General features: G+C 38.9%; 14 protein-coding genes. 13 read left to right on the top strand and 1 reads right to left on the bottom strand.

Features of this window, described 5'->3' with window-relative positions:
* Positions 1 to 30: 30 nt before the first annotated feature.
* The 10 genes from atpB (at position 31) to AC570I_RS05525 (ending at position 8,583) form a co-directional block, all read left to right on the top strand.
* A complete protein-coding gene (gene atpB, locus AC570I_RS05570; protein WP_497404710.1) occupies positions 31 to 1,212 on the top strand; it encodes a F0F1 ATP synthase subunit A in 1,182 nt (393 codons plus the stop codon).
* Positions 1,213 to 1,254: 42 nt separating this feature from the next.
* Positions 1,255 to 1,461 carry an ATP synthase F0 subunit C gene (atpE, locus tag AC570I_RS05565; RefSeq protein WP_010601523.1) on the top strand — a complete coding sequence of 69 codons (207 nt, stop codon included), beginning with the start codon at positions 1,255 to 1,257 and terminating at the stop codon, positions 1,459 to 1,461.
* A 93-nt stretch (positions 1,462 to 1,554) separates the two neighbouring features.
* Positions 1,555 to 2,049, top strand: a complete 495-nt coding sequence (locus AC570I_RS05560) for a F0F1 ATP synthase subunit B (RefSeq protein ID WP_047800237.1) — start codon at positions 1,555 to 1,557, stop codon at positions 2,047 to 2,049.
* Positions 2,050 to 2,140: 91 nt separating this feature from the next.
* Positions 2,141 to 2,680, top strand: a complete 540-nt coding sequence (gene atpH / locus AC570I_RS05555) for an ATP synthase F1 subunit delta (RefSeq protein ID WP_497404709.1) — start codon at positions 2,141 to 2,143, stop codon at positions 2,678 to 2,680.
* A 100-nt stretch (positions 2,681 to 2,780) separates the two neighbouring features.
* The gene (atpA, locus tag AC570I_RS05550) at positions 2,781 to 4,355 is read left to right on the top strand and encodes a F0F1 ATP synthase subunit alpha (RefSeq protein ID WP_047800239.1); all 1,575 of its coding nucleotides are present in this window, start codon (positions 2,781 to 2,783) and stop codon (positions 4,353 to 4,355) included.
* 86 nt (positions 4,356 to 4,441) lie between these two features.
* Entirely contained in the window at positions 4,442 to 5,329 is an 888-nt protein-coding gene (gene atpG / locus AC570I_RS05545; protein WP_497404708.1) for an ATP synthase F1 subunit gamma, read from the top strand.
* A 224-nt stretch (positions 5,330 to 5,553) separates the two neighbouring features.
* Entirely contained in the window at positions 5,554 to 6,318 is a 765-nt protein-coding gene (locus AC570I_RS05540) for a 5'-nucleotidase, lipoprotein e(P4) family (RefSeq protein WP_497404707.1), read from the top strand.
* 58 nt (positions 6,319 to 6,376) lie between these two features.
* Entirely contained in the window at positions 6,377 to 6,595 is a 219-nt protein-coding gene (locus AC570I_RS05535) for a hypothetical protein (RefSeq protein WP_316798629.1), read from the top strand.
* Between the two features lie 242 nt (positions 6,596 to 6,837).
* Positions 6,838 to 7,683, top strand: coding sequence for a DUF4349 domain-containing protein (locus tag AC570I_RS05530; protein WP_497404706.1), 846 nt, complete (start codon positions 6,838 to 6,840; stop codon positions 7,681 to 7,683).
* Positions 7,684 to 7,695: 12 nt separating this feature from the next.
* Positions 7,696 to 8,583 (top strand): DUF4349 domain-containing protein, encoded by an 888-nt coding sequence (locus AC570I_RS05525; RefSeq protein ID WP_497404705.1) that lies wholly within the window; start codon positions 7,696 to 7,698, stop codon positions 8,581 to 8,583.
* 84 nt (positions 8,584 to 8,667) lie between these two features.
* Here the strand turns inward: AC570I_RS05525 and ruvC are convergent, their stop codons facing one another.
* The gene (ruvC, locus tag AC570I_RS05520; RefSeq protein WP_316798626.1) at positions 8,668 to 9,255 is read right to left on the bottom strand and encodes a crossover junction endodeoxyribonuclease RuvC; all 588 of its coding nucleotides are present in this window, start codon (positions 9,253 to 9,255) and stop codon (positions 8,668 to 8,670) included.
* Positions 9,256 to 9,296: 41 nt separating this feature from the next.
* Between ruvC and AC570I_RS05515 the strand changes: the two genes are divergently transcribed.
* The 3 genes from AC570I_RS05515 to AC570I_RS05505 are packed head-to-tail and all read left to right on the top strand — an operon-like array spanning position 9,297 to position 12,530.
* The gene (locus AC570I_RS05515) at positions 9,297 to 10,274 is read left to right on the top strand and encodes a hypothetical protein (protein WP_497404704.1); all 978 of its coding nucleotides are present in this window, start codon (positions 9,297 to 9,299) and stop codon (positions 10,272 to 10,274) included.
* Positions 10,252 to 11,388 carry a glycosyltransferase family 2 protein gene (locus AC570I_RS05510; protein WP_497404703.1) on the top strand — a complete coding sequence of 379 codons (1,137 nt, stop codon included), beginning with the start codon at positions 10,252 to 10,254 and terminating at the stop codon, positions 11,386 to 11,388. The genes AC570I_RS05515 and AC570I_RS05510 overlap by 23 nt, the downstream gene beginning before the upstream one ends.
* Entirely contained in the window at positions 11,388 to 12,530 is a 1,143-nt protein-coding gene (locus AC570I_RS05505; RefSeq protein WP_497404702.1) for an ABC transporter permease, read from the top strand. Before AC570I_RS05510 ends, AC570I_RS05505 begins: the two co-directional genes overlap by 1 nt.
* Positions 12,531 to 12,608: the final 78 nt, after the last annotated feature.

The raw sequence follows: 12,608 nt of genomic DNA, 5'->3' as shown, positions 1-12,608 counted from the left end.
TGCCAATAAATGGATTTTAACCAAGTTTTTATGTCGAAAGTTAAGAAGGTAATTGTTGCTTTTACGCTTTTAATAGCGTTTTTATCTATCAAGAATGATACTTTCGCTCAAGTTGACACTGTTTCATCATTGCCTGTAGATACTGCAGTAGCTGCTACTCATGAGGCTGGCGCTATAGCTAATCATGAAGAAGGAAACACTGAAAAGGAGAAAGGTTTTGATATTACTTCTTTTATTTTCCACCACATTAGCGACAGTCATTTCTTTACACTTTTCGGTCATGGTGAGCATGGTTTTACTTTGCATTTGCCAATTATTTTATGGACTGATAACGGTTTGGTAACCTTTAGTTCTTCCGCTTTCAAATTCAATGATGACGGTAAGGAAGTGGTAGAGAAAAACGGACAGCGTTTTGTGATGGCGCACAATAAAATTTACTATGCCAATGCAACGCCAAACGAGCATGGTGCATTTGTTTCGCATGTAGAAAAAGATGGTGCTGAAGTAGTAACTAATGTTCGTCCTTTAGATTTCTCAATTACTAAGAACGTTTTTAGTATGTTGTTATCGGTAGTGGTTCTGGTGGTGATGTTTACTTCAATTGCATCATCTTACAGCAAAAGAAACGGTAAATCACCAAAAGGCTTACAATCGTTTTTAGAGCCAATTATTTTATTCGTTCGTGATGATATTGCGAGACCAAATTTAGGTCATAAGTACAGTGCTTTCATGCCATACCTGTTATCGGTGTTTTTCTTCATCTGGATGAATAATGTATTGGGTTTGGTGCCATTCTTTCCGGGTGGTGCGAACGTAACAGGTAATATTGCTTTAACCTCTGTGTTGGCCGTTTGTACTTATCTCATCACTACATTTAAAGGCAATAAACATTATTGGAAACACATCTTCTGGATGCCTGGAGTTCCTGTTCCGATGAAAATATTTTTAGCTCCTCTGGAGTTAATCGGAACATTAACCAAGCCAATCGCTTTAGCCATCAGGTTATTTGCAAACATTACAGCTGGTCACATTTTAGTAATGTCGTTATTGTGCCTGATCTTTATTTTTAATTCACTTTGGATTGCTCCTGCATCAATTTTCTTCGCTGTGTTTATCGGCTTAATTGAGTTTTTGGTAGCATTTATCCAGGCTTTTATTTTTACTACGCTTTCGGCCTTGTTTATAGGCATGGCGGTTGAAGACCACCATTAATAGTTGAACATTATTGTTAAATAAATATAAATAAATCAGAAAATGACTGGAACATTAGCTGCAATCGGCGCAGGCTTAGCTGCAATAGGCGCTGGATTAGGTATCGGTAAAATTGGTGGATCTGCAATGGAATCAATTGCTCGTCAACCAGAGGCCGCTTCAAAAATTCAAACTGCTATGCTTATCGCTGCAGCCTTTATCGAGGCGGTTGCTTTATTCGCAGTAGTAGTTTCTTTGATCGCAAAATAATCAAAGAAAACCTCAATACAAGAACCTATCCGGGATTGCCGTTTAGGTTCTTGTTTAAATTATTTGTTGTAATAATAATATTAGATATATAAAATGGATTTATTAGTTCCTGAAGTAGGCTTATTGGTTTGGAATAGCATCGCTTTTTTATTGTTGTTGTTTTTATTGGCAAAGTTTGCATGGAAACCAATTATGAAATCGATCCATGAGCGTGAGCAAAGTATTGATGATGCTTTAAACAAGGCAGAATTGGCTAAACAGGAAATGGCTCGTTTAACCAGTCAGAATCAAGACTTAATGCAACAAGCCCGTGCTGAGCGTGATGAGATTTTAAAGCAGGCAAAAACTTTAAAAGACAGCATTCTGAACGAAGCTAAGAAACAGGCACAGGTTGAAGGTTCGAAATTGATCGAAAAAGCCAAAATAGAAATCGAGAACCAGAAGAAAGTAGCATTAGCTGAAGTTAAAGATCAGGTTTCTACTTTATCATTAGAAATTGCTGAGCGTGTTTTACGTACGCAGTTAGATGATAAATCAAAACAAGAAGCTTTGGTTGCGAACTTGTTAAAAGACGTTGAATTAAACTAGTTTGAGAATATAGATTTGAGACATTAGATATTAGATCTGGGTTTACTGCTCAAATCTTTCATCTCACATCTCACATCTCACACCTAAGAATATGTCAGAAATTAAAGTTGCAGGCAGGTATGCCAAATCATTAATCGACCTAGCTGTTGAAAATAACGGTTTAGCTGAATCGTATAGTGATATGGTTTTGTTTGAGAAGGTTGTTGATGAAACACCTGAACTAGAAGCGATATTGAAAAATCCGATTGTGCCTTTGGATAAAAAGATTGGCATTTTGAATGGTATTTTTACGGATAAAGTGGGTAAGCTAACCCTTACATTTTTTAAAACAGTTGTAAATAAAGGTCGTTCGGCAATCTTGTTTGCTACTGCTAAACAATTCATCAGGCAATACAATGAAATTAAAGGCATTGTTACTGCAGATGTAACTTCGGCTACTGCGCTGGGCGCTGAAGCTAAAGCCCAGATTATTTCAATTGTAAAGAAAGAACTGGGTGCCAACGAAGTGATTGTTAATGAAAAAATTGATGAAAAGCTAATTGGCGGGTTTATTTTAAAAGTAGGTGACAAGCAGTTTGATGCAAGTATTGCCAGCGGCTTGAACAAGTTAAAAAAGGAATTTGCGCACTAAGTTTTGCGCAGGGCGATAAGCGTTTTGCGTTACATCCGCTTTACGCCAAACGCTTAACATAGAAAACATTTACAAAAAGATATCAAAATAACATAAAATTATGGTAGAGGTAAGACCAGACGAAGTATCGGCAATTATCAGACAGCAATTGGCGGGCTTCAAATCAGAAACCGAACTGGAAGAAGTTGGTACCGTGTTGCAAGTGGGCGACGGTATTGCCCGTGTTTACGGTTTAACTAAAGTTCAATCGGGTGAGTTGGTTGAATTTGCAAGCGGATTACAAGGTATTGTATTAAACCTTGAAGAAGATAACGTGGGTGTGGTACTTTTGGGTGCATCAGACGAAATCAAAGAAGGTGATACAATCAAACGTACCAAAAAAATTGCCTCTATTAAAGTTGGTGAAGGTATGCTAGGCCGCGTGGTTAACACACTAGGAGAGCCTTTAGATGGTAAAGGTCCAATCTTAGGTGAAACTTACGAAATGCCATTAGAGCGTAAAGCACCAGGTGTAATTTATCGTCAGCCGGTAAATGAGCCTTTACAAACAGGTATCAAAGCAATCGATGCGATGATTCCAATTGGTCGTGGTCAGCGTGAGTTGGTTATTGGCGATCGTCAGATTGGTAAAACTGCTGTTTGTATCGATACCATTATCAATCAGAAAGAATTTTATGAAGCAGGTCAGCCTGTGTTCTGTATTTATGTAGCTATCGGTCAGAAAAACTCTACTGTGGCGAACATTGTGCGTACACTGGAAGAGAACGGTGCTTTACCATATACAGTTGTTGTTGCAGCTTCTGCTGCTGATCCTGCTCCAATGCAGTTTTATGCGCCATTTGCTGGTGCTGCAATTGGTGAGTTTTTCCGTGATACAGGTAGACCAGCTTTAATTGTTTATGATGATTTATCTAAACAAGCTGTGGCTTACCGTGAGGTATCGTTATTACTTCGTCGTCCACCGGGCCGTGAGGCTTATCCAGGTGACGTTTTCTACCTGCACAGCCGTTTGTTAGAGAGAGCTGCAAAAATCAATGCCAACGATGATATCGCAAAAGCAATGAACGATTTGCCTGAGTCTATCAAACATATCGTTAAAGGTGGCGGTTCATTAACGGCTTTACCGATTATTGAAACGCAAGCTGGTGACGTATCTGCATATATTCCAACTAACGTAATTTCAATTACTGATGGCCAGATTTTCTTAGAATCGAACTTGTTCAACTCAGGTATCCGTCCGGCTATTAACGTAGGTATCTCGGTATCACGTGTAGGAGGTAATGCTCAGATTAAATCGATGAAAAAAGTAGCAGGTACTTTAAAGTTAGATCAGGCACAATACCGTGAGTTAGAGGCTTTCTCTAAATTCGGTTCTGATTTAGATGCTGCAACGAAATCGGTTCTCGATAAAGGTGCACGTAACGTGGAAATGTTGAAACAAGCACAATTCTCACCATTCTCTGTTGAGAAACAAGTGGCAATTGTTTACGCGGGTACTAAAAACCTAATGCGTAATGTTCCGGTTGCGAAAGTAAAAGAATTTGAAACTGAATTCTTAACTCAACTGGAAATGCGTCATCCCGAAACTTTAGCAGCACTAAAAGCTGGTAAATTTGATGACACTATTACAGGTGTTTTAGATACAGTAGCAAAAGAGATTTCAAGTAAATACTAAATAGATTAAAGTATAAAGTATCAAGTATAAAGATTGGGTGTAAACCTTGCCTGGATACTTGATACTAAATACTCGATACTTAAAGAATGGCTAATTTAAAAGAAGTAAGAAACCGGATTGCATCAGTACAATCAACCCAACAGATTACCAAAGCTATGAAAATGGTTTCGGCTGCTAAGTTGAAACGTGCTACCAATGCAATTATCGCTTTACGCCCTTATGCAACTAAACTGAAAGAGATTTTAGGCAATCTATCGGCAAGTTTAGAAGGTTCTTCATCGCCTTTTATTCAGGAGCGTGAACCTAATAAGGTTTTAATTGTAACCGTATCATCAAACCGTGGTTTGGCTGGTGCTTTTAACATGAACGTAATTAAAGCGGCCAATAATTTAATTGCCGAGAAATATAGTGAACAGTTGAAAAACGGTAATGTGAGCATTATTTCTATTGGTAAAAAAACGCAGGATTTTTACGAGAAACGCAAATACAATGTTATCGGAAACAATAACGAAGTGTACTCTGCTTTAACTTTTGAGAATGTAACCAAGATTACTGATGTGATGATGGCTGGTTTTCTTCATGGTGATTTTGATCGTGTGGAGGTTGTTTACAATCGCTTTAGAAATGCTGCCGTTCAGTTTATCACTACTGAACAGTTATTACCTTTACCGAAAGCGGAAGAGTCTGCACAAGTTGAAGTTAAAGCTTCCAATGTAGATTATATCCTGGAGCCGTCTAAGGAAGAAATTGTGGAACAGTTGATTCCTAAGTCAATAAAAATTCAGTTGTACAAAGCAGTTCTTGATTCTCATGCCTCAGAACATGGTGCACGGATGACATCAATGGATAAAGCAACTGAGAATGCCGGTGAATTGTTGAAGTCGTTAAAGCTTTCATATAACCAGGCTCGTCAGGCAGCCATAACAACTGAGTTAACTGAGATTGTAAGTGGTGCAGCTGCATTGAATGGATAAAATAATCTGGAATCTTAAGTCGGAAGTCCTGAGTTTCTTAAAAAATTAAAGCCCATTTCTTAATTGAAATGGGCTTTCTTGTAGTTGTTCAGTTTCATAAGCTAAATGATTTGGAATTTCGACAATATGGTTGCCAAACTCAGGATCGTAAATTAATGGTGATATTCATTCAAAGCGACCTGATTGAGCAGCGGTAGCCTTATCTTTGTGTCAAATAAATTCAAATGAAAAAATATATCTTCATCATTTTTGCGCTCAGTTCTTTTTTAGCTAAGGCACAGGCTCCGGCACGTGATTACACCAATGCCGTACTTTGGCAGCAAACAAGTGGTGAGTACAGGGCACTTTGTTTTCAGGCCTATAACTTTGCCCGGTTATCGTTAAAGGAATCGCTATGGGCTGATACCAGTAAAAAACCGAATTGTGTTATTGTGGATATAGATGAAACTGTTTTAGATAATTCTCCCTTTCAGGGCCATGAAATCAGAAAAGGTTTAAGCTACAACCCTGCAGACTGGACAGCATGGACCAATCTGGCAAAGGCAGATACCGTTCCCGGCGCACTGGCATTCTTAAAGTTTGCGGCTTCGAAGAATATCGAAACTTTTTACCTTAGTAACCGTGATGAGAAAGACCATGCAGCGACCCTGAAAAACCTGCAAGCTTTTGGCTTCCCTTATGCTGATGATGCACATTTATTGGTTTCAAAGGGAACATCAGATAAAGAACCACGTAGACAAAAGATAGCCGAAACCCATGATATTTTAATGTTATGTGGGGATAATTTAAGTGATTTTTCCAATATCTTTTATCGGGAAAAGAAGAATACAAATGAACAGGTAAATGCCAATCAAAACATTTTTGGCGTAAAATATATTGTATTGCCAAACCCAATGTACGGCGACTGGGAAAAGCCTTTATATCAGGGAGAAAACCTTTCGGATAAGGACAAGGGAAAACAGCGTTTAGAACGATTAAAAAGTTACTAACGATGTATAAATATTCAGCAATAAGTATTACTTTTGCTGCATCATAAAAATAAACATTATGGAAAACAACGAATTAAAGCACAATACAGAGAGTATGCAAACGGCTAATCAGCCAGGAATTTATAGGATGATAATTTTTGGTGTACTGGTTTGCATTGTTGGAACTTATCTGCGTTTCGCTCACGATTCTTGGCAACTTTCTTTAGTTTCATGGATAATTTTATTCATTGGCGCAATTATCGCAATTAAAGGTGTTTTCAAAATTTTAGATGCATAAATAAAATTTCTCTCTAAATATGAAGCCGATTATGAACCATCATGATCGGCTTTTTTATTTTCAGTTTGTGGAAACTCAATCGGATGTGCATCCCAATACAGAGATTTCTGTTTAGCGGGTTACCTAAATCACTTTTTTGTATAAAGGGAAAATAGGGCAGGATACACTAACCAGAATGCTCACTTCTCATGGCCATTTGAAGCAATATTTTAAATTGATCATACATTTTAAATCATTGAATCATGAAAAGGATTATCATTACTATGGCTTTATGCGCCGTATTGTTCGGCTGCAATAGCGAGAAAAAATCAGAATCAGCCGATACGGTATCGGTCAATACCGGGCAAACAACACCTCAATCCGAGTTAGTAAGTAAAGTCATCAAAACTGCTGATATGCGATTTAAAGTAAAGGATGCTGTACAAACTAAACTGGAGATCAGTAAAATTGTTGCCGACCTTGAAGGCAGCATTGTAGAATCAAGTATTCAAACCACTACTTTAGATCAGGAACGTGTTGCCTACAGTGCCGATTCCCTTCAGGAGACAACCGTTTTCAAAGCAGAGGGGTTGATTATTGCACGTGTACCTCCAGCTTACCTGAATATTTTTAGTGATTTAATTGCTGCAGGCGCCGAACAGGTTGATAGTGCCAGGATGCAGGCAAGCGATCAGAGTATAGCATATCTGCGCAACAGTTTAAAAACAAAGAATCGGGAGGAAGCACTAAAGGCTGCAAAAATACTGGCTTCGAGAGAAGCAAGATCAGGTCAGGAGTTGATTGCGATGAAAGACGGGATTGTCGACATGAAGATGGATAATCTGGATCTCAACCAAAAGAGCAAGTTAAGCACTGTAACGCTAAGTTTTTATCAGGATAAAGGTGTCAGGAAAGTAATTGTGGCAAATGATAATCTGGTTGATCACAGGCCAGGCTTTTTTAAACAGTTAAGCACAGGATTGAATTCAGGCTGGCAAATGTTTCAGGAGTTTTTACTCCTTATCGCACGCTCATGGATATTGATTCTGATTGCCATTATTGGTTTTTTTGGATTTAAATATTTCAGTACTAAACGCTCACAAGCATAATATCATTGCATCATGAAAAGGATTATCATAGCACTGGCCTTAACCGCGGGACTACTCGGTTGCCAGAATGAAAAAGGGGACAAATCTGTTGCATCGGCTGAAGAAATCAGAATAGCTGAAATGGCAGATACGATCGCCACAGAGAAAATTGTGAAAACCGCCGACATCCGTTTTCGGGTTAAAGATGTGCAGCAGACCAAAGAGAAACTTAGCCAGCGCATCAAGGCAGAGGGTGGAACCATAGCAGAGTTTTCGACCGAAAGCATTATTCAGGAAACGCAAAAGGTGAAATTATCGGCTGATTCGCTAAAAGAAATTACTGCCTATAGAACCGAAGGCTACCTCGTGGCAAGAGTTCCTGCAGAGCGCCTGGACGACTTTACCAACACCATTGCTAAGATGGCCCTGTTTGTAGATCGTCAGTCAATGAAATTAGATGACCAGAGTCTAATGTATCTCGCTAACAAACTAAAAGCCGATAACAGGGAAGATGCTGTTCGAAGAATCAATAAACTCTCCACTAAGAAAAGTCCGAATGTAGAAACCTCGCTACTGATCAAAGATGATTATGTCGACAAGAAAATCCAGAATCTGCTTATAGACAGTCGCGTAAAATACAGCACCATCACATTAAACTTTTATCAGGATAATACCATCAAAACCATGACTGTTGCCAACGATAATGTGTATGATTATAAGCCCGGGTTTGCAAACCGGTTATGGCTAAGTATTACAAACGGATGGACTATATTCAAAGAGATTATTCTGGGGATTGCGAATTTATGGATGTTGATCATAGTTGGTTTAGCCTTTTTTTTCATCATCAGATATTTTGTTAAAAAAGATAAGAAAGCAAGAGATTTAGTTGCCCGGAATTGGGCTAATCAAAATCAATCTTAGTTGAGCTTTATAAGTCTATAGACCGGTAAGAAGTAATCAAATCAGATAACAGATTGCTTCTTGCCTTTCATCCAGGTATACCGTCTATTTTTTAGTCTTAACCGCAAGGCCTTTAACCTTCACCTTATTGTCACTAACAAATGATTCCCAGCCCGAATAGGTCTTGGATTTGCCACTGGTGGTGACTTTTTGAAAGGAGTGGCACACCGCTACTGCAAGGCCATCTGTGGCATCCAGAAACTCAGGTGTTTCCTTAAAATTCAGTAAACGTTGTAACATAGCGGCTACCTGTTCTTTGGTGGCATTTCCGTTTCCGGTAATGGATTGTTTAATTTTTCGGGGTGAGTATTCCGTAACCGAAATATTCCTTGATAAGGCTGCTGCTATAGCCGTGCCCTGAGCCCTTCCAAGTTTTAATAATACCTGAATATTTTTGCCATAAAACGGCGCCTCGATGGCTAAAACATCTGGCTTATACTGATCAATAAGCACAACCGTTTTTTCGAAAATACGTTGAAGTTTAAGAAAAGGATCATCAAGGTGAGTCATTTTAACAACCCCCATACTCAGTAATTCGGTTTTATTACCCTTTTCTAAAATGATACCATATCCCATCACCGCAGTTCCAGGATCAATACCTAAAATGATGCGTTCCTTTTTTTCGTTCAACATTACAGCAATATTAAGCATATTTGCAAACTAAACAGATAATCTTGACAGGCAAGCAGAAAAAAATATTATCCATACTCATCAAAGTTGCAATTGTGGTTTTCGCTTTTTGGTTCATATACCATAAACTGATTGCCAACAAGAATCTGGAAAATTTCCGAAGCCTGCTTAAAGATATCCCAAAACCCGAAATCGCTGGCGTTATAGGGCTGGTTGTAGTGCTCATGTTTTTAAACTGGTTTTTAGAAGCAGGTAAATGGAAGCACCTGATGTATAACATTGAACGTATTAGGTTCTACAGGGCAGTTGAATCTGTATTCTGTGGGTTAACAATGGCTATTTTTACGCCTAATCGTTTAGGTGAATACGGAGGGCGTGTTTTCTTTTTATCGCCCAAGAGAAGAGTCGTTGGCATTGTAGCAATGAGTGTAGGTAGTATCGGCCAGTTGGTGCTTACTAATGTATTTGGTGCCATAGCTGCATGTTTTTTCGTTTATAGGTTTGTACCTATGGATAGGGTTTTCTTTATCACAGTGGTTTTCTTTGCTGTTGTATTTAGCCTCTTCTTTCTGGTATTCTATTTTAACATCCGCTGGTTAAACGGCCTGTTGTTATCCTTTAAGTTTACCCGGAAGTATAAAAAATTTTATAGTATTTTAGGTCGTTACCGAAAAGGAGAATTGTTTAAAATCATTTTATTCTGCTTGGCAAGATACCTTGTTTTCAGCTCTCAGTACTTCATCCTTTTTGTATGGTTAATTCCGGGCTTAAACTATGGTGATATTATCATGATGACCTGTCTGTTATTTTTGGTGCAGTCTGCACTTCCTTCGCTCGATCTTTTCGATGTTGGCATCAGAAGCGTCACTGCTGTCGAACTTTTTAAACACATCACCGATCAGCATGTGGCTGTAATTGCATGTACTGCGAGTATTTGGCTCATAAATATTATTATTCCTGCTATCTTAGGCTCATATTTTGTCTTTAAACTGAATTTTTTTGGAAATCTTAAAACTAATTAGTCTCTTTTCTGCTGCATTGACCTTTATTTATGGTTTTCTTGTGTTTACCTTTATCAGAGGTTGGTATAAGTTAAGCTTCATGAAAACCACTGTCCGCATTCCTCACACAAAGGTTTCGGTAATTGTTGCGGCAAGGGATGAGGAGCTAAATATCAAGAGAACGATTGAGGCACTCATCAGTCAGGATTATCCAAAAGCGCTAACTGAAATTATTTTCATTGATGATCATTCTACGGATCGGACTGCTCAGATTATAACATCCTACGCTGATCAGGGAATCACGCTCATTAAATTAAACGAAGACCGCGCTTTAAATTCGTATAAAAAGAAAGCCATTCAAACCGCTATTGGTTCATGTAGCGGAGATTTAATCATTACAACGGATGCAGACTGTGTTATGGGCAATCATTGGCTTTCAGGTATCGTGAGTTTTTATGAGGATAAAGGTTATAAAATGATTTCATCACCCGTGGCGTACTTTGAAGAGAAAAGCTTTTTTGAAAGGTTGCAGTCTCTCGAGTTCCTTTACCTCATCGGCCTGGGCGCATCAACTATTGGTAACAGGCAGCCATCTACCTGTAATGGTGCAAATTTAGCCTACGAGAAAAAGACGTTCTACGAGGTTGGCGGATTTCAGGGTATTGACGACCTGGCCTCTGGCGACGATGAATTACTGCTTCATAAAATCGCTGCAAAATATCCTAATCAGATCGGCTTCCTTAAAAACCGTGAAGCAATTGTATATACCCATGCGAAGGAAAATTTAAGATCCTTCATTCAGCAGCGAAAAAGGTGGGCGTCTAAGAGTACCAGATATAAAAACAAGGCAATCATAGTTTTAGGTGTGTTCGTTTGGTTATTCAACCTGAGTATTCTGGCAAATTTTATTGCAGGATTCTTTTTTCCCATCCTTTTAGTCGTTACATTTTATCAGTTGTTAGTTAAAATGATTTTGGAAACACTATTTTTATGGGATGTAACAGGCTTTGCAAAAAGACAGCGTTTATTGATACTTATTCCTGTTTTGAATGTGTTGCATATCATTTATATCGTTTACATTGGAGTTGCAGGAAATAGCGGGAAATACAACTGGAAAGGCAGAATGGTGAGATAATGGATAATAGCCCCTCAAAAAAAGTATGGTTAAAGTTTAAGCGTAACAAACTCGCATTGGTGGGCTTAATCTTCATTTTACTACTGGTGCTGATGGGCATTCTGGGTTATTTGATTATGCCGGACAGTTCTCCGGATGCAAACATTCAAAAAGTGCAGATCGCCAAGCAAAAACCCGGTGCAAAATTCATGTTTCTGATTGTTGAACGCTACACGCATATTGCCCGTGTTAATTGGTTTCAAAAAATGCTTAACGGCCAAACTCCGGATTTTAAAAGTATTCCAATCACCGCCTACCGTATTGCTGGCCGGGATGTCTTTGTAACGGAATATATCGGAGAGGAAGAAAAAGCGAAAGAAACTAAATATAATCTGGCTGACCTTTGCCCTGACTGTGTCCTCCCGAATACTATTGAACGTGTTAAACCATTGTTCGAGAAACATAATATCTACAGTCAAACCTACCTTCTGGGAACCGATATCTACGGAAGGGACTTACTAAGCAGACTCATTTTAAGTATACGTGTTTCGCTTTCTGTGGGAATAATGGCAGTATTGATATCCTTGTTTATCGGTGTTGGATTAGGCGCTGTTGCAGGCTACTTTGGCGGTAGGGTTGATGCGATGATTAGCTGGGTGATGAATGTAATCTGGTCCCTGCCATCCCTTCTCCTTGTTATTGCCATCTCTTTCGCTTTAGGGAAGGGTTTTTGGCAAATTTTTATTGCTGTTGGATTATCTACCTGGGTTGATGTAGCCCGTTTAGTCAGAGGACAGGTAATGGCTTTAAAGGAAGTCGAGTTTATTGAGGCAGCCCGTGCATTGGGTTTCAGTACAAGCAGAATCATTGTTAAACATATCCTTCCAAATATTGCAGGCCCTATTCTGGTTGTGGCTTCGTCCAATTTTGCATCAGCAATATTATTGGAAACAGGGCTAAGCTTTTTAGGATTCGGTGCCCAGCCACCTACGCCAAGCTGGGGAAGTATGATTAAAGAGCACTATGGGTATATCATCATGGATGCTGCTTACCTGGCCATCCTGCCCGGGCTCGCAATCATGCTAACGGTGTATGCATTTAATGTTCTGGCAATCGGTTTGCGCGATGCATTCGACGTTAAAGGCCAAAATGTTACAGTTTAATTGCTGAGCTGAACCAGTTGATCCCATTTCATTCCTGTTATCAAACAAATATCGATATTTCTGCATTATAAGATATAA

Source organism: Pedobacter sp. A2324 (genome assembly GCF_059693705.1).
Note: the sequence above shows the minus strand (reverse complement) of the source record. Positions and strands in the feature narration are given on the sequence as shown.

Bases quoted from the DNA above. Each gene is read 5' to 3' on its own strand.
- ruvC (WP_316798626.1), bottom strand. From the start codon at position 9,255: ATGTTGAACGAAAAAAAGGAACGCATCATTTTAGGTATTGATCCTGGA.
- atpH (WP_497404709.1), top strand. From the start codon at position 2,141: ATGTCAGAAATTAAAGTTGCAGGCAGGTATGCCAAATCATTAATCGAC.
- AC570I_RS05530 (WP_497404706.1), top strand. From the start codon at position 6,838: ATGAAAAGGATTATCATTACTATGGCTTTATGCGCCGTATTGTTCGGC.
- atpB (WP_497404710.1), top strand. From the start codon at position 31: ATGTCGAAAGTTAAGAAGGTAATTGTTGCTTTTACGCTTTTAATAGCG.
- AC570I_RS05505 (WP_497404702.1), top strand. From the start codon at position 11,388: ATGGATAATAGCCCCTCAAAAAAAGTATGGTTAAAGTTTAAGCGTAAC.
- atpA (WP_047800239.1), top strand. From the start codon at position 2,781: ATGGTAGAGGTAAGACCAGACGAAGTATCGGCAATTATCAGACAGCAA.
- AC570I_RS05535 (WP_316798629.1), top strand. From the start codon at position 6,377: ATGGAAAACAACGAATTAAAGCACAATACAGAGAGTATGCAAACGGCT.
- atpG (WP_497404708.1), top strand. From the start codon at position 4,442: ATGGCTAATTTAAAAGAAGTAAGAAACCGGATTGCATCAGTACAATCA.
- AC570I_RS05540 (WP_497404707.1), top strand. From the start codon at position 5,554: ATGAAAAAATATATCTTCATCATTTTTGCGCTCAGTTCTTTTTTAGCT.
- AC570I_RS05560 (WP_047800237.1), top strand. From the start codon at position 1,555: ATGGATTTATTAGTTCCTGAAGTAGGCTTATTGGTTTGGAATAGCATC.
- AC570I_RS05525 (WP_497404705.1), top strand. From the start codon at position 7,696: ATGAAAAGGATTATCATAGCACTGGCCTTAACCGCGGGACTACTCGGT.
- atpE (WP_010601523.1), top strand. From the start codon at position 1,255: ATGACTGGAACATTAGCTGCAATCGGCGCAGGCTTAGCTGCAATAGGC.